Below are 17,113 nucleotides of genomic sequence, written 5' to 3'. Positions count from 1 at the left end.
CGGGGCGACGCGGCGCCGCCCCGGCTATCCGGTTAGAAACGGAAGGTTGCGGTGGCGACCACCTGGCGTTCTGCGCCCCAATAGCAGGCATAGTCGCGGTAGCAGCTCGACACGTAGGTCTTGTCGAACAGGTTGTTGATGTTGACGCCCACGGACGAACCCGGCAGGCCAAAGCGCGCCAGATCGTATTTAATGGTCGCGTCCACCAGCGTGTAGTCCGGCACCTTGAAGGTGGAGTTATCGCTGTTGAAGCTCGAGCTGGAGCCGACGTAACGCACGCCGGAACCCAGCGTCAGGCCGCTCACCGCCGTTTCGTGGAAGGTATAATCCGCCCACAGCGACGCCATATGTTTCGGCACCTCGACGGTCGGTTTGCCCTGATAGGTATTGTCCTTGGTGTACTTCGCATCGGTATAGGTATAGGAGGCGATCAGGTTGACGTTGGCATTCAACGCCGCCTTGGCTTCCAGCTCCACGCCGCGCGAACGGATCTCGCCGCTCTGCACGCTGAACTGCGCGTTATCCGGATCCGGCGTCAGGTTGTTGTTCTTGGTCAGCTGATACAGGGCGCCGGTCAACACGATTGGGCGATCCTTCGGCACGTATTTCACACCGGCTTCATACTGCTTGCCGATCGAGGGCTTAAAGGTCTGGCCGTTGATTGACGTATCGAGGGTCGGTTCAAACGACTCACTGTAGCTGAAATACGGCGTCACGCCGTTGTCGAACAGGTAATTCAATCCGCCGCGCCAGGTAAACTGCCCATCGGAGCGTTCGTTGGTATACCCGAGAACGCGGTTATTGGCCGACGTTTTCGCCCAGTCATAGCGCCCGCCCAGCGTCAACAGCCACTGGTTCCACTCCCCTTGCTCCTGCACATACAGGCCGGTTTGCTCCTGACGGTTCAAATACTTGTATGGGAAGTTGATATTGACCACATCATTGCCATACTGCGGCTGGGTCATGCTCAGGCCGTCTGCGGAACCATAGTCGGAATTGATATCGTTGCGCATACGCGAATAATCTACGCCAAACAACAGCGTATGGTCGATATCGCCAGTTTTCACCTTCGCCTGCGCCTGAGTATCAACCGCAAAATTGTTCAGGTGCTCTTTCGACTGAACGTAAGCGCGATTGATCGTCGTCGGTGATGACAAGCCAAATCCGTAGATGCTCTTCATATCGGTGTCCACCTGCATATAACGCAGGTTCTGGCGCACCGCCCAGGTATCGTTGAAGGCGTGTTCGAAACTGTACCCGATCATCCGCTGCTTGCGCGCCATATAGTTGCTGGCTTCGCCTTCGTTGAAATCGGTCGGCAGTTTGCTGCCGTCCGGCAACGGGATCAGCGTGCCCTGCTTCGGCAACCAGCCGTAATAACCGGTATAGGGATCGTTTTGAATGTTGGCCAGCAGCGTGAAGTTGGTTTTGTCATCCGGGCGCCAGCTAAAGGACGGCGCGATCGCATAGCGCTTCTCTTTGCTCATGGTCTGCTGCGTATCACTGTCTTTCGCCAGGCCGGTCAGGCGATAGGAATAGATGCCCTGATCGTCCAGTGCGTCGCTGAAATCGAAACCGGTCTGGAACAGGTTGTCGCTGCCCATCTTGAACTGGATTTCGCGCAGCGGCTCGGTGGTTGGCCGCTTGCTGACCATCGAGACCAAACCGCCCGGGTTGCTTTTACCATACAGCACCGAGACCGGGCCGCGCAGCAGCTCGGCGCGCTCGAGGAAATAAGGATCGATGGACGCTTCGCTGTAGTTGTCGCCCAGCAACCGCAGGCCATCCAGATACTGGGTGGTGTTGGTGGCCGGGAAGCCGCGGATTGCCACCGCGTCATAGGTCGTGGAGCTGCCGCGGCTGGCGAAGACGCCCGGCGCATAGGCCAGCGCGCCCTTCACCGTATCCGGTTGGCGCATGTCCATCTCTTCACGCGTCACCACGGAAACGGATTGCGGGTTCTTCTCGATCGGCGTATCGGTTTTGGTGCCGGTGGCGCTGCGTTTGGCGACATAGGTGCCGACCGGCCCCCAGGCGCTTTCCTGCTGGGCGGTATTGCTACCGCCCACAACGGTAATCGTGTCTTCCTTGGCGGCCGATTTGGCGTCGGCGGAAAAGGCCGGCATCGCCAGCGTGCCCAGCGCCGCGGCGACGGTGATCGCTAACGCGCTGACGGGGAGGCGGCCCTGCTTGGCCGCGAATGATGGAAGACGCTTGGTCGGCATAGTTGATTTCTCTGATGAATAATTAAATGACGAATGTAAACGATAATAATTATTATAAGCGTCGCATTTTATGCAGAAGCCAAATTAAACTGCAAGCCGAATTCATAGGGCAAATAGGTTAAGGATTAGACGCTTAGCCTTGCGGTTAGCAGGGAAATAAAACAAGCAGAAAAATAAAAAAGCCCGCAACCAAGGTTACGGGCTTAATAACAAAGAAAAAACTTTCACCGGGGCCGACGCCCCGGTAGCGATTACTGGCCGAACATATCCTTGATCCAGCCGGCGACGCCATCGCCATCTTTTTGCTCACCCGCCGCCGGTTGTTGCTGTTGCTGCTGCACCGCCGCCTGGCTGGCCTGGCACAATCCCTGCGGATTGTCGGTCCAGACCGGGATGGTGCGCCAACTGCCGCCGCCGCAGATAAGGTTGCCGGCAGAGTCGATGCTCATCTGGTTAATGCCCTCCGGCGGCTGCAACATCAGCGGCAGCGGCGTCTGGTTTTCCAGATAGCGGCGATAGAGGGTCAACGCGCCGTTGGCGCCGGTCAGCTTGGCCGGACCGTTGTTATCGCGCCCCACCCAGGCGATCGCCACTTCCTTGCCGTCGATGCCTGCGAACCAGCTGTCGCGCAGATCGTTGGTGGTACCGGTTTTCGCCGCCAGGTTGTAGTTCGGGAACTTCACCGACAGCGAGCGGGAGGTTCCGCGCGCCACGCCCTGCTGCATCGCGTACAGCGTCAGGTAAGCGGCCTGCGCCGGCACCATGCGCTCCGCCTGCGGGAAGCTCTGGTACAGCACCGTGCCGTCTTCGGCGATCACCGAACGCACCGCCGACAGCGGCGCACGGTTACCGCCGCTGGCGATGGTCTGGTATTCCTGCGCCACTTCCATCGGCGTCAGGCCGATCGCCCCCAGCAGCATCGAAGGCACCGGGTTGATCTCCGCTTTCGGGATCCCGAGGCGTTGCAGCGTGGCGCTGATCTGATCCAGCCCGACCGACAGGCCGAGGTTCACCGTCGGCACGTTCAGCGAGTTGGCCAACGCATCCACCAGCATCACCTGACCGCGGAATTTGCGATCGTAGTTGTTCGGCTGCCAGACGGCGCCGTTCGGCTGTTTCAGCGACAGCGGCGCATCCGCCAGCCAGGTGTTGAGGCGGTATTTATCCGGTTCGGACAGCGCGGTCAGATACGTCGGCGGCTTGGCCAGCGAGCCGACCAAACGGCGCGCCTGCATGGCGCGGTTGAAACCGGCGAACTGCGGATTGGCGCCGCCGACCATGGCGCGCACTTCACCGCTGAAGCGATCGACGATCACCATCGCCGCCTCCAGATCCTGCAGGTGACGCGCGGCGCGCAGCGCCGGGATGCCGTCTTCGACCGCTTTTTCCGCCGCGTCTTGCGACACCGGATCCAGCGTGGTGAAGATCTTCACGCCGGACAGGTCATTGACCTTATCGCCCAGCTTGCTCTGCAGTTCCTGGCGCACCATCTGCATAAACGCCGGCTGTGGCGTAATGACGCCGCCTTTCGGCTGTACGCCCAGCGGACGCGCGCTCAGCATGTCATACAGCTCGCCGTCGATCACACCCTGGTTCTGCAGCAGTTTGAGCACCAGGTTGCGGCGTTCCAGCGCCAGTTTCGGGTTACGCCACGGGTTGTACAGCGACGCGCCCTTGACCATGCCGACCAGCAGCGCCTGCTGATCGAGGCTCAGCTCGTCCACCGGGCGGCCGAAGTAATACAGGCTGGCCAGCGGGAAGCCGCGGATCTGGTCGCCGCCGCTCTGGCCGAGATACACCTCGTTCAGATACAGCTCCAGAATGCGATCCTTGCTGTAACGGTAATCGACCAACAGCGCCATATAGGCTTCGTTGGCCTTACGCCACAGCGAACGTTCGTTGGTCAGGAACAGGTTCTTCACCAGCTGCTGCGTCAGAGTACTGCCGCCCTGCACCGCACGGCCGGCGGTCAGGTTGGCCAGCACCGCACGGCCGATGGAGTACGGGCTGATGCCGTCATGCTCATAGAAGTGGCGGTCTTCCGTGGCGATCAGCGTATCCACCAACAGATCCGGGAAACCGGAGCGCGGCACGAACAGGCGCTGTTCACCGTTCGGCGACTGCAGCATGGTGATAAGACGCGGATCGAGGCGGAAGAAGCCGAAGCTGCGGCCGCTGTCCAGGTTTTCGATCTTCGCCAGGCGGTTGTTCTGGAAATCGAGGCGGGCGCGGATCTGCCCTTCTTTACCATCCGGGAAGTCGAACGGGCGACGCAGCATCTCGATGCTGTTGGCCTGTACGGTAAACTCGCCCGGACGCGTCATGCGGCTGACCTGGCGATACTGCATCCCTTCCAGCAGGTTGACCATCTCCTTCTTGCTGTACGGCATGCCCGGTTCCAGGTTGACCATGCGGCCGTACACCGCCGCCGGCAATTGCCAGACTTTGCCGTCGATGCGGCTGCGGATCTGGGAATCCAAATAGACGCCGTAGATCGCCAACAGGACGGCGAGCACCAGGATCAGTTTGATAATCAGGCCGAGCCAGCGGCGTTTTTTACGCGGCGGAGTCGCTTTTACCTTACGCGGCATGCGTTCCTCCTCCTCTTCATACTCATCATCGTCATACTCGTCTTCTTCGTAATCGTCATAATCGTCGTCTCGGCGACGGCGCGGCGGCTTGCGCGACGCGGTGCTTTTTGGTTGTTTTCCTTTGCGCCCGATGGGCTCGCGGTCATCCCCAGCCATGGCTGTTGTTCTCCGAGCTTGCCGACACTGCCGGCCATGATTAGTCGCTTAATCTGTGCCGACGCCGCAGCGCTGACCAGAAGAAACATCTGAATTCCAAACCTTGAATGATCGCGGCCTACTGATATTTCTTCGTTCGGCGCGTCGGTACCGCCGTGGCCGGATCGTCCGGCCACACGTGTTTCGGGTAGCGGCCCTTCATCTCTTTTTGCACCTCGCGGTAGGCGCCTTGCCAGAAGGCCGCCAGATCGCCGGTGATTTGCAACGGCCGGTGCGCCGGTGAGAGTAACTCAAGCACCACCGGGATGCGACCCTCCGCCAACATCGGGCTGCGCTGCTCGCCGAACATCTCCTGCAAACGCACCGCCAGCGCCGGCGGTTTGCCGGCCTCATAACGGATCGGCAGGCGGCTGCCGGTCGGCACAGTGTAATGAGTGGGTAGCGCATTATCCAGCCGCTGCTTTTGCTGCCAGTCCAGCAGGCGGGATAGCGCCTCGGCGAGGTTGACCTGCTTCAAGCCGCGCAGATCGCGCACGCCGTTCAGCGACGGCAGCAGCCACTGATCCAGCGCCGCCAGCAGCGGTTCTTCATCCATCGCCGGCCACTCCGCCTCCGGCAGCCAGGCTTGCGCACACTGCAGGCGCACCCGCAATTGTTCGGCGGCACCCTCCCAGTTAAGCACCGACAGCCCCTGCGCGCGCACCCAATCGAGCAGCGCCTGCTGAAGCTCTTCGTCCGCCGGCTTGGCCAGCGGCTGGGCACGCAGCGTCAGACGGCCGATCTGCTGGCGCTTCCAGGCGCGCAGCGTGCCCTTCTCTTCATCCCATTCCACCGCCGTGCGCTGCATGACCATCGTCGGCAGCTGCGCCGCCAGCGCTTCGATGTCCACCGGCAACGCCAACAGGATACGCGCATCGGGGCTGTTGTGGCCCTGCAAAAGGCTGGGGACGATCAGCCAGGGCGCGCGCGACAGCGCCTCATCCTGGTTCATCGCCGCCCCCATGCCGTTAGCCAGCAAGTAGCGGCCGTCCTGGCCACGGCGCTGGGCGATGCGATCGGCAAATGCCGACGCCAACAGGCGCGGCGCCAACTCGACGTCGACTTGCCCCGCACGTTGCGGCAGGCGTTTGGCCAACTGCGCGGCGCGCTGCCGCCAGTTCGCTTGCGGGCGGCTCAGCCAATAACCGATATCCATCTGCCCGCCGCGCGGCGGTTCTTCCAGCAACGCCGCCAACAACGCCGCCGTCGCCAGGCCGTCGGCGCTCAGCGTCGCGCCGGCGACCAGCATCGCCGCCAGCCGCGGATCGCATCCCAACGCGGCCATCTGGCGCCCCGGCGCGGTGAGTTTGTCGCCGTCATCCGTAGCCCCCAACCGGCGCAACAACGCTCTGGCCGCCGCCAATGCCGCCGCCGGAGGCGCATCAAGCCAGGTCAGCTGCGCCGGATCGTAGCAACCCCACTGCAACAGTTCGAGCCAAAAGCCGGTGAGATCGCTCTGTAAAATATCCGGTTCGGCATGTTCCGCCGCGCGTTCCGCCTGTTCTTTGGCGAACAGATGCCAGCAAAGGCCCGGCTCCAGGCGCCCGGCGCGCCCGGCACGCTGCACCATCGAGGCCTGGCTGATGCGCTGCGTCGCCAGCCGTGTCAAACCGTTGCGCACGTCGTAACGCGCCACGCGCTCCAGGCCGCTGTCCACCACCAGCCGAATGCCCTCGATCGTCAGGCTGGTTTCGGCGATGTTGGTCGCCAGCACCACCTTGCGGCGGCCAGGCGCCGCCGGTTGAATCGCTTTTTGCTGTTGCGCCAGAGGCAAGGCACCATACAGCGGGCAAAGATCGGTATCGCTCGCCACCTCGCCGGTCAATCGCTCCAGCACCCGATTGATCTCCGCCACGCCCGGCAGGAACAGCAGCAAAGATCCCGGCTGTTCGGCCAGCAACCGCTTCACCGCCGCCGCTACGCCGTCCTCCAGCCGCTGATGGCTGGCCAACGGCTGATACTGGCGTTCAACCGGGAAACTGCGCCCCTCAGACACCACTACCGGCGCTTCCGGCAGCAACTGCGACAGGCGAGCGTTATCCAAGGTGGCCGACATGATCAGCAGCTTCAGATCGTCGCGCAGCCCTTGCTGCACGTCGAGCAGCAACGCCAGCGCCAAATCGGCCTGCAGGCTGCGTTCATGGAACTCATCGAGGATCACCAACGACACGCCCTGCAGCTCGGCATCCTGCTGCAGCATGCGGGTGAGAATGCCTTCCGTCACCACTTCCAGTCGGGTTTGCGGCCCGCTTTTACTTTCGGCGCGCATGCGGTAGCCCACGGTCTGACCAGGCTCCTCCCCCAGCTGCTGCGCCAGGCGATAGGCGACGTTTTTCGCCGCCAGCCGCCGCGGCTCCAACATGATAATGCGCCCCGGCAACCCGGCCTTAGCCAGGATCTGCAGCGGCAACCAGGTGGATTTACCGGCGCCGGTCGGGGCGTGCAACAGCACCTGCGGGGCAGACTGCAGCGCAGCCAGCAACTCATCGAGCACCGCGCTGACGGGCAATGAAGACACTGAATTCTCCGTAGTGGTTAGCGTTAAACGGCGTACAGTGTAGCATTAGCTTTGTCCCCGTAGCCTTTCAAACTGCGGCGTCGTTAGCTATAGTACGGAGCTCATTCGTGCGCCGCGCCGCTCGCGGGGCCGCTGCCAGTAACGTTACCGCTGTTCCCGACCGTTTTGTCATGCATTTGCCGAGTCCTTATGTCCAATTCGCGCCGCCTGTTTTTCGCCCTGTCCTTGCCTGACGCCCTGCAACAGCAGGTAATCCGCTGGCGCGCCGAGGCGTTTGCGCCGGAGGCCGGCCGGCCGGTGGCGGCGGCCAATTTGCACCTGACGCTGGCGTTTCTCGGCGAGGTCAGCGCGCAGAAAGAGCTGGCGCTGCGCAAACTGGCCGGCCGCATCGTGCAACCCGGCTTCAGCATGCGGCTCGACGATCTCGGCCATTGGCCGCGCCCCGGCGTGGTCTGGCTCGGCACCCGCCGCGCGCCGCGCGGGCTGCTGCAGCTGGCCGAGCTGCTGCGTTCGCAGGCCGCACGCAGCGGCTGCCATCAAAGCGCGCTGCCGTTCCATCCGCACATCACGCTGCTGCGCGCCGCCACCCAGCCGGTGGCGCTCCCGCCGGCGACGCCGGGCTGGGCGTTCAGCGCCGACGCCTTTTCCTTATATGAGTCGGTGTTCGAAAACGGCCGCACCCGCTATCAACACCTCGAACAGTGGCCGCTGGCCAAACAGGCATCCGCATGATTTTCTCTCCACCGCTGCGTTCCGCTACGCTGATCAAACGTTACAAACGCTTTCTGGCGGACGTGATCACCCCGGAAGGGGAAACCTTTACGCTGCACTGCGCCAATACCGGCGCCATGACCGGCTGCGCCACGCCCGGCGACACCGTTTGGTACTCCACCTCGGACAATCCCAAGCGCAAATACGCCCACAGTTGGGAGTTGACCCATACCCAACAGGGGCACTGGATCTGCGTCAATACCCTGCGCGCCAACGCGCTGGTGCGCGAGGCGATTGAACATAATTTAATCAATGAATTATCCGGTTACAGTAAAATCAGCGGCGAGGTGAAATACGGCGGTGAAAACAGCCGTATCGATTTGTTATTACAGGCAGAAAATCGGGTTAACTGCTATATTGAAGTTAAGTCAGTCACATTACTGCAACAACAACGTGGTTACTTTCCTGATGCGGTAACGCTCAGAGGGCAAAAGCACCTGCGTGAGTTGCTCAGCGTGGTTGAAAGCGGGCAACGGGCGGTGTTGTTCTTTGCCGTGTTACACAGCGGTATTGAGCAGGTCGCACCGGCACATCATATAGATGAGCGCTATGCGGCGCTGTTGGCACAGGTCCGGCAGTTGGGAGTGGAAGTGGTTTGCTACGGGGCAAAGTTATCACCTGACGGTATTTATCTCTGCGATAAGCTGCCGTTTTTTATCGATTAGCGCAGTCGGGTCCCTATAAATAGACAACCGGCCAGCACGATCGCCAAATACGCCCTCCTTCACACGATTGTCAAGCGGGCGACAGGAATAATTGCCAACCTACCTTCCTTCTGTTATTTATAGCGGCCTGTTTTTCCCCCGCATTGGGGATTCGATAGTGCGTGTGTATGTAGGAGAAGCAACATGCAAGAAGGGCAAAACCGTAAAACCTCGTCCTTGAGCATTCTCGCCATCGCTGGGGTGGAGCCGTACCAAGAGAAGCCGGGCGAAGAGTACATGAACGACGCCCAGTTGTCGCATTTCAAGCGCATTCTTGAAGCGTGGCGCAACCAGCTCAGGGACGAAGTGGACCGTACTGTATCGCATATGCAAGAAGAGGCAGCCAACTTCCCTGATCCGGCCGACCGTGCCACTCAGGAAGAAGAGTTCAGCCTTGAACTGCGTAACCGTGACCGTGAACGCAAACTGATCAAAAAGATCGAGAAAACGCTGAAGAAAGTGGAAGACGATGATTTCGGCTACTGCGAATCTTGTGGCGTGGAGATCGGTATTCGTCGCCTCGAAGCGCGTCCGACCGCCGATCTGTGCATCGACTGCAAGACGCTGGCTGAGATCCGCGAAAAGCAGATGGCCGGCTAATACCGTTGTTACCGCTGCGGCGTGCGCATCCACGTGCGCCGCACAGAGAAAAGGGAACCTCTCCCCTCTGATATGCAAGAAAGTCATTATGTGGGGCGCTTTGCCCCATCGCCTTCCGGGGATCTGCATTTCGGTTCGCTGATTGCCGCTCTGGGAAGCTACCTTCAGGCTCGCGCCCAACGCGGGCAGTGGCTGGTTCGCATCGAAGATATCGACCCGCCGCGTGAAGTCCCCGGCGCCGCCGCTCGCATCCTGTCCGCGCTGGAACATTATGGTCTCCACTGGGACGGCCAGGTCATCTATCAATCCCAACGTCACGACGCCTATCGCGCCGCGCTGGATCTGTTGCAGCGCCTGGGGCTCAGCTATTACTGCACCTGCACCCGCAGCCGCATCCAGCACATCGGCGGATTGTACGACGGCCACTGCCGCGATTTGCAGCTCGGCCCGCAGGGTGCCGCTATCCGCTTGCGTCAGACCGCCCCCGTTTACCGGTTCCACGATCGCCTGCAGGGAGAATTGCACGCCGATCCGGCGCTGGCGGGGGAAGACTTTATCATTCGCCGCCGCGATGGGCTGTTCGCCTACAACCTGGCGGTGGTGATCGACGACCATTTTCAGGGCGTGACCGAGATTGTCCGCGGCGCCGATCTGATCGAACCGACGGTGCGCCAAATTGCCCTCTACCGCCAGCTGCAGGCGCCGGTGCCCGCCTATGTGCATCTGCCGCTGGCTCTGGGCGCCAACGGCATCAAGCTGTCGAAGCAAAACCATGCGCCGGCGTTGCCCGCAGGCGATCCGCGCCCGGTGCTGATCGCCGCGCTGAAATTTCTGCGCCAACCGCTGCCGGAAAGCTGGCAAGATCTTGACCTGCCATTATTATTGAGCTGGGCGATCGAACACTGGCGGTTGGAAAACGTGCCGCGTCAGGAGGCTATCCCTCTGGATGAAAACACGCCGGCATTCTCAAAGGAGCCATGGTGAGCTATGATTAGCCGCTATTTTTTGTTAGCTCCATTTTTATCAGTCACTATCGAGGTGTACCATTTTTACCCGAGTAGCCAACTTCTGTCGTAAGGTACTGACCCGCGATGACAAGCTGCCCCGCGACGACGCGGCGGCCGGCGATAAAAACGTAGTCCGCGAAGAGCGTGCCGCGGCGCCAAGCCGCCCTGCGCCGCAGCCGCGCGCCGCCGATAACGGCAGCAACGCCCCTGCCCGCCGCTCAACGCCGCGCAAGCGTCCGCCTTTTCCTATCGCCGAGAGCAACGACTCGATGACCGTGATCCCGCGCGAACAGCACTCGATCTCCCGTAAAGACATCAGCGAAAATGCGCTGAAAGTGCTTTATCGCCTGAACAAGTCCGGCTACGAGGCTTATCTGGTCGGCGGCGGGGTGCGCGATCTGTTGCTCGGCAAAAAGCCGAAAGACTTCGACATCACCACCAACGCCACGCCGGAGCAAGTGCGCAAGCTGTTCCGCAACTGCCGCCTGGTCGGCCGCCGTTTCCGCCTGGCGCACGTGATGTTCGGGCCGGAGATCATCGAAGTGGCCACCTTCCGCGGTCACCACGAACAGAATCAGGAATCCGACAAGAATTCCTCCCAGCAGGCGCAAAACGGCATGCTGCTGCGCGACAATATCTTCGGTTCGATCGAGGAAGACGCCCAGCGCCGTGATTTCACCATCAACAGCCTGTACTACGGCGTGGCGGATTTCACCCTGCGCGATTACGTCGGCGGCCTGAACGATCTGAAGCAAGGCGTGATCCGCCTGATCGGCGATCCGGAAACCCGCTACCGCGAAGATCCGGTGCGCATGCTGCGCGCGGTGCGCTTCGCCGCCAAGCTGGACATGCGCATCAGCGAAGAGACCGCCGAGCCGATCCCGCGCCTGGCCTCGCTGCTGCATGAGATCCCGCCGGCGCGCCTGTTCGAAGAATCCCTCAAGCTGCTGCAGGCGGGTTACGGTTTCCAGACCTACCTGAAGCTGTGCGAATACCAGCTGTTCCAACCGCTGTTCCCGCTGATCGCCCGTAACTTCACGCCGAACCACGATACGCCGATGGAGCGCATTCTGGTGCAGGTGCTGAAGAACACCGATCACCGTCTGCAGAACGACATGCGCGTCAACCCGGCGTTCCTGTTCGCCGCCATGCTGTGGTACCCGCTGCTGGAGCACGCGCAGAAGCTGGCGCAGGAAAGCGGCCTGGCCTACTACGACGCCTTCGCGCTGGCGATGAACGACGTGCTCGACGAGCAGTGCCGCTCGCTGGCCATCCCGAAACGCATCACCACGCTGGTGCGCGATATCTGGCAGCTGCAGCTGCGCCTGTCCCGCCGCCAGGGCAAACGCGCGCACAAACTGATGGAGCATCCGAAATTCCGCGCCGCCTATGATTTGCTGGCGCTGCGTGCGGAAGTGGAAGACAATCAGGAAATGTTGCGTCTGGCCGAGTGGTGGGGCGAGTTCCAGGACGCCACGCCGGCGCGGCAGAAAGCCATGCTGAGCACCCTGGGTGACGATCCGGCGCCGCGCCGCGCGCGCCAACGCCGCCCTCGCCGCCGGGCACCGCGTAAAGAAGGGGCATAATGATCCGCGTTTATATCGCGCTGGGCAGCAACCTGGCGCAGCCGCTGCAACAGGTTAACGCCGCGCTGGAGGCGCTGGAGCACCTCCCGCGCACCCGGCTGGTCACCTGTTCTTCGTTTTACCGTACCAAGCCGCTGGGGCCGCAAAACCAGCCGGACTTTCTCAATGCGGTGGTGGCGCTGGATACCCTGTTGCCGCCCGAACAGCTGCTCGACCATACCCAGGCGATAGAACGCAATCAGGGGCGCGTGCGCAAGGATGAACGCTGGGGGCCGCGCACGCTCGATTTAGACATCATGCTGTACGGCGACAAGGTGATCCATACCGATCGCCTGACGGTGCCGCATTACGGCCTGAAAGAGCGCGAATTCATGCTCTACCCGCTGGCGGAAATCGCCCCCGATCTGATTTTCCCCGATGGCGAACCGCTCGCCAGCTGCCTCAAGCGCGTGCCGGAAAACGGCATGGCGCTGTGGCACTCGCCAAAACCGCAATCCTGACCCGCCTACAGCGCCAACCGCGCGACAAATCCCCCCGCCGGGCGATTGGCGAAACTGATCTGTAAACCATGCAAGCCGGCAATACGCTGTACGATCGAGAGCCCCAGCCCGCTGCCGGTTTGTTCCTGCCCCGGCGGGCGATAGAAGCGCTCTCCGAGCCGCGCCAGATGCTCCGTGGTGACACCCGGACCGTCGTCCTCCACCGTCAGCGAACGTTCGCTCAACGTCACGGTGACGACGCCGCCCTGCGGGGTATAGCGCACCGCGTTGTCCAGCAGATTGCGCAACAGCAACGACAGCAGCAAGGTTTCTCCCTGACGCGGCGGCGGCGTTCCCCGATGTTCATAGCGTAGCGTCACGCCCGCCGCATGCGCCTGCCGATCCTGTTCCGCCAGGGTCATCGTCACCAGATTGTTCCAGTCGATCGGCGCCAGTTCGGCCAGATCCGACAGCGAATCCAGCCGCGACAGCGTCAACAGCTGATCCACCAGCCGGGTGGCGCGATCGATGCCGAGCGTCAGATTGTCCAGCGCGTGCTCGCGCATCGGCGCATCGTCCCCCGCCAGCTGCACCACTTCGGTCTGCACCCGCAGCGCCGCCAGCGGGCTGCGCAACTCGTGCGCGGCATCGGAGGTGAAGCGTCGCTCCCGCACCAGCAAAGCGTTGATGCGGGCAAACAGCGCATTGAGCGCATCCACCAGCGGGCGCACCTCGGTCGGCACCTGGCGCGCATCCAGCGGCGTCGCATCATCGGGCGCGCGCCGGCGCAAACCGGCGGCTACCGTGCGCAACGGCCGCAGCTCGCGCCCGACCATCAGCGCGATCAGCAGCATCAGCACCGGCAGCGTCACCAGCCAGGGCACCAGTTGGCCGGTCACCATGCCCAGCGCCATATCGCGCCGGTAATCCCACTCCTGGCCGACCACGATGCGGTAGCGCCCGTCCGGGCTGGTCAGCCACACCAGGCGCCAGCTGTCGTCATCGCCTTTGCGCTCGCCGTCGGTAAAACCCTCACGCTCCCCGTCAAACAGGAAGTCGGCACCGTTCTCGCCGTCGTTGAGCAGCATCTTGCCCTGGCGATCGAAGATGGCGAACGCCAGCGCGTCGTCGTCCTGCTCGCCGCGCTTGCCGTGATGCACCAGCTTCTTGGTTTTCGGCAGGCTGCGCGCGCTTTCATCGGCCAACAGATCGCCGAGGTTGGCGGTCGCCAGCCGTTTGGCGAACAGCATCTGTTGGGTGTCGAACACTTCGTTGATGGTGTTGCGCGACATCACCCAGGCCACCACGCTGGCGGTGCTCCAGGTCAGCAGCGCCAGCAGGCTGAAGATCAGGATCAGGCGCAGCCGCAGGCTGAGATGCTTCACGGCGCATCCCCCAGCGTGTAACCCACGCCGTGGATGGTACGGATGAAGCCGTTGCCCAGCTTGCGCCGCAGGTGGTGAATATGCACCTCCACCGCGTTACTGCTCACCTCGTCGTCCCAGTTGTACAGTTTCTCCTGAATCAACGGCCGCGCCAGCACCCGCCCTTTGTTGTGCAAAAACAGCTCCAGCACCGCCAATTCGCGCGGCGTCAGCGTCACCGGTTCGCCGTTGCAGCTCACGCTGCGGGTGGCGCTGTCGAACACTACGTTGCCGTGCGTCAGCTGCGGCATCAGTTGGCCGTGGCGACGCCGGATCAGCGCCTGCAGGCGCGCCGCCACTTCGGCCAGCGCGAACGGCTTGCACAGATAATCGTCGGCGCCGCTTTGCAGCCCGCTGACCCGCTGCTCCAGCGCATCGCGGGCGGTGAGGATCAGCACCGGCACGTCCTGCCCGGCCTGGCGCCACTGGCGCAGCAGATCCAGACCATCGAGGCCCGGCAGGCTGAGATCGAGGATCACCGCGTCGTACGGCGCGCTGTCCAGCGCATTTTTGCCGACGGAGCCGTCGGTGAACCAGTCCAGATTGAAGCCGAGTTTGGTCAGCCCGGCCTTGATGCCGTCCCCGATCAGTTTGTCATCTTCGATCAACAGAATTCGCATGAGTATCCCTTTTGAGTCTTGGCGCCATTGCACCACAAGGTTCTTAAGAACCGCTTAAGCATGGCGATCCGCGCTACCCACCCCGATCGGGTTACAGTAGAATGACTGCACTTTTTTGCAGCCTGGGCCTGCGTACGCCGCACGGCCCGTTTCAGGAGACGTTGTGATGAAACCCACCACCGTGACCCACTTGCGCCAGTGGAAACAGGAGCAACGCAAGTTTGCTACCCTTACCGCCTACGATGCCAGCTTTGCCAAACTGTTTGAAGAGCAAGGCATCAAAGTCCTGTTGGTGGGCGATTCGCTGGGCATGACGCTGCAGGGCCACGACTCCACGCTGCCGGTCACCGTCGCCGACGTGGCCTATCACACGCGCGCCGTGCGCCGCGGCGCGCCGGCCTGCCTGCTGTTGGCCGATCTGCCGTTCATGAGTTACGCCACCCCGGAACAGACCTTCGCCAACGCCGCCGAGCTGATGCGCGCCGGCGCCAACATGGTGAAACTGGAAGGCGGCAGCTGGTTGTGCGACACGGTGAAAATGCTCGCCGAACGCGCGGTGCCGGTATGCGGCCACCTGGGCCTGACGCCGCAGTCGGTCAACGTGTTCGGCGGCTATAAGGTACAAGGGCGCGACGAACTGGCCGCCAAACAGCTGTTGCAGGACGCGCAGAATCTGGAGCTGGCCGGCATTCAGCTGCTGGTGCTGGAGTGCGTGCCGACCGAGCTGGCGCGCCAGATCACCGAAGCGCTGTCCATTCCGGTCATCGGCATCGGCGCCGGCAACGGCACCGACGGCCAGATCCTGGTGATGCACGACGCCTTCGGCATCACCGGCGGCCACACGCCGAAGTTCGCCAAGAACTTCCTGGCGCAGAGCGGCGATATCCGCACGGCGGTGCAGCACTACATTCAGGAAGTGGAGCAAGGCCTCTACCCGGCGGCTGAACACTCTTTTAACTAAGCGATGGTTCCAGGAGTCACCCAATGATTATTATCGAAACCCTGCCGATGCTGCGTCAGCAGATCCGCCGCTGGCGCCAGGAAGGCAAACGCATCGCGCTGGTGCCGACCATGGGCAACCTGCACGACGGCCACATGACGCTGGTCGATGAAGCGCGCGCCCGCGCCGACGTGGTGGTGGTGAGCATCTTCGTTAACCCGATGCAGTTCGATCGCCCGGACGATCTGGCGCGCTACCCGCGCACGCTGCAGGAAGACAGCGAAAAGCTGACCCGCCGCGGCGTCGATCTGGTGTTCGCGCCGGCCCCGGCCGCGGTTTATCCGCAGGGCCTGGAGCAGCAGACCTACGTCGACGTGCCGGGCATCTCCACCATCCTGGAAGGCGCCAGCCGGCCGGGCCACTTCCGCGGCGTTTCCACCATCGTCAGCAAGCTGTTCAACCTGGTGCAGCCTGATTTGGCCTGTTTCGGCGAGAAGGATTACCAACAGCTGGCGTTGATCCGCAAAATGGTGGCGGACATGGGTTACGACATCGATATCGTCGGCGTGCCGACCGTGCGCGCCAAAGACGGCCTGGCCCTCAGCTCGCGCAACGGCTACCTGACCGCCGAAGAGCGCAAGGTAGCGCCGCAGCTGAGCAAGATCATGAACGCGCTGGCGCAACAGCTGGCCAATGGCGAGCGCCAGATCGAAGCGCTGCTGGAGCAGACCGCCGAGCAGCTGCGCGCCGCCGGCTTTACGCCGGATGAGCTGTTTATTCGCGACGCCGACAGCCTGCAGCCGCTGACGGTGGACAGCCAGCGAGCGGTGGTGCTGATGGCAGCCTGGCTGGGCAAGGCGCGTCTTATCGACAACCAGCAGGTCGACCTGACGCTGTAAGCCGTTTTTTATACTATCGTCACCCAGAAAACCTGCCATTGGTAGACAATGGCTGAGCAATCGGTGACGATAGAGATTGCAGGGATGCAGGAGAGATGTTCAACCCCAGCGCCTGTGAAGGCCGATATTCAGTTAGGTAAAGCTATGATACGTACTATGCTGCAAGGCAAGCTGCATCGCGTCAAAGTCACTCAGGCTGACTTGCACTATGAAGGCTCCTGCGCCATCGACCAGGATTTCCTGGAGGCCGCCGGCATTCTGGAATATGAAGCGATCGATATTTACAACGTGGATAACGGCCAGCGCTTCTCCACCTACGCCATCGCCGCCGAGCGCGGTTCGCGCATCATTTCGGTCAACGGCGCCGCCGCGCGCTGCGCCTGCGTCGGCGACAAACTGATCATCTGCTCCTATGTGCAAATGACCGACGCCGACGCCCGCCAACACCACCCGAAAGTCGCCTATTTCGAAGGTGACAACAACCTGCAGCGCAAGGCGAAAGCCGTGCCGGTTCAGGTCGCCTGACAATAAAACGGGCGCCTTACGCGCCCGTT

General features: G+C 62.1%; 14 protein-coding genes. 9 read left to right on the top strand and 5 right to left on the bottom strand.

The window, feature by feature from the left end; translation table 11 throughout:
• Positions 1-32: 32 nt before the first annotated feature.
• The 3 genes from fhuA to hrpB form a co-directional block, all read right to left on the bottom strand.
• Complete coding sequence (gene fhuA, locus WFM45_RS16920; protein WP_103687486.1) at positions 33-2,225, bottom strand: ferrichrome porin FhuA; 2,193 nt, start codon at positions 2,223-2,225, stop codon at positions 33-35.
• A gap of 251 nt (positions 2,226-2,476) precedes the next feature.
• Positions 2,477-4,972, bottom strand: a complete 2,496-nt coding sequence (gene mrcB, locus WFM45_RS16915) for a bifunctional glycosyl transferase/transpeptidase (RefSeq protein ID WP_336956515.1) — start codon at positions 4,970-4,972, stop codon at positions 2,477-2,479.
• Between the two features lie 118 nt (positions 4,973-5,090).
• Entirely contained in the window at positions 5,091-7,529 is a 2,439-nt protein-coding gene (gene hrpB, locus WFM45_RS16910; protein WP_318161034.1) for an ATP-dependent helicase HrpB, read from the bottom strand.
• 189 nt (positions 7,530-7,718) lie between these two features.
• Here hrpB and thpR point away from each other — a divergent pair, with 189 nt between their 5' ends.
• The 6 genes from thpR to folK all read left to right on the top strand — a co-directional run bounded on the left by thpR (position 7,719) and on the right by folK (position 12,697).
• Positions 7,719-8,261 carry an RNA 2',3'-cyclic phosphodiesterase gene (gene thpR / locus WFM45_RS16905; protein WP_060560221.1) on the top strand — a complete coding sequence of 181 codons (543 nt, stop codon included), beginning with the start codon at positions 7,719-7,721 and terminating at the stop codon, positions 8,259-8,261.
• A complete protein-coding gene (sfsA, locus tag WFM45_RS16900; protein ID WP_004937572.1) occupies positions 8,258-8,965 on the top strand; it encodes a DNA/RNA nuclease SfsA in 708 nt (235 codons plus the stop codon). The genes thpR and sfsA overlap by 4 nt, the downstream gene beginning before the upstream one ends.
• 183 nt (positions 8,966-9,148) lie before the next feature.
• Entirely contained in the window at positions 9,149-9,604 is a 456-nt protein-coding gene (gene dksA / locus WFM45_RS16895) for an RNA polymerase-binding protein DksA (RefSeq protein WP_004937569.1), read from the top strand.
• 72 nt (positions 9,605-9,676) lie between these two features.
• Positions 9,677-10,588 carry a tRNA glutamyl-Q(34) synthetase GluQRS gene (gene gluQRS, locus WFM45_RS16890; protein WP_213929222.1) on the top strand — a complete coding sequence of 304 codons (912 nt, stop codon included), beginning with the start codon at positions 9,677-9,679 and terminating at the stop codon, positions 10,586-10,588.
• Positions 10,589-10,649: 61 nt separating this feature from the next.
• Positions 10,650-12,197: a polynucleotide adenylyltransferase PcnB gene (gene pcnB, locus WFM45_RS16885; RefSeq protein ID WP_071591451.1), complete on the top strand. Its 1,548-nt coding sequence runs from the start codon at positions 10,650-10,652 to the stop codon at positions 12,195-12,197.
• Positions 12,197-12,697 carry a 2-amino-4-hydroxy-6-hydroxymethyldihydropteridine diphosphokinase gene (gene folK / locus WFM45_RS16880; protein ID WP_049277656.1) on the top strand — a complete coding sequence of 167 codons (501 nt, stop codon included), beginning with the start codon at positions 12,197-12,199 and terminating at the stop codon, positions 12,695-12,697. The genes pcnB and folK overlap by 1 nt, the downstream gene beginning before the upstream one ends.
• A 5-nt stretch (positions 12,698-12,702) precedes the next feature.
• Here folK and qseC read toward each other — a convergent pair whose 3' ends face one another.
• Together qseC and qseB are read right to left on the bottom strand one after the other, a co-directional pair.
• On the bottom strand, positions 12,703-14,061 hold the full coding sequence (gene qseC, locus WFM45_RS16875) for a quorum sensing histidine kinase QseC (protein ID WP_250601920.1): 1,359 nt from the start codon (positions 14,059-14,061) through the stop codon (positions 12,703-12,705).
• On the bottom strand, positions 14,058-14,720 hold the full coding sequence (gene qseB, locus WFM45_RS16870; protein WP_156866490.1) for a quorum sensing response regulator transcription factor QseB: 663 nt from the start codon (positions 14,718-14,720) through the stop codon (positions 14,058-14,060). Before qseB ends, qseC begins: the two co-directional genes overlap by 4 nt.
• Positions 14,721-14,886: 166 nt before the next feature.
• On the opposite strand from qseB, the gene panB reads away from it, so the two are divergent.
• The 3 genes from panB (at position 14,887) to panD (ending at position 17,084) form a co-directional block, all read left to right on the top strand.
• Complete coding sequence (gene panB / locus WFM45_RS16865; protein WP_004937548.1) at positions 14,887-15,681, top strand: 3-methyl-2-oxobutanoate hydroxymethyltransferase; 795 nt, start codon at positions 14,887-14,889, stop codon at positions 15,679-15,681.
• Between the two features lie 23 nt (positions 15,682-15,704).
• A complete protein-coding gene (gene panC / locus WFM45_RS16860) occupies positions 15,705-16,559 on the top strand; it encodes a pantoate--beta-alanine ligase (protein ID WP_015379028.1) in 855 nt (284 codons plus the stop codon).
• Between the two features lie 144 nt (positions 16,560-16,703).
• On the top strand, positions 16,704-17,084 hold the full coding sequence (panD, locus tag WFM45_RS16855; protein ID WP_004937544.1) for an aspartate 1-decarboxylase: 381 nt from the start codon (positions 16,704-16,706) through the stop codon (positions 17,082-17,084).
• Positions 17,085-17,113 lie beyond the last annotated feature (29 nt).

Origin of the sequence: Serratia sp. KG1D (assembly GCF_037150675.1) — a bacterium.
Classification (GTDB): Bacteria; Pseudomonadota; Gammaproteobacteria; order Enterobacterales; family Enterobacteriaceae; genus Serratia; species Serratia nematodiphila.
This window is presented reverse-complemented; position numbering and strand designations above follow the sequence as displayed.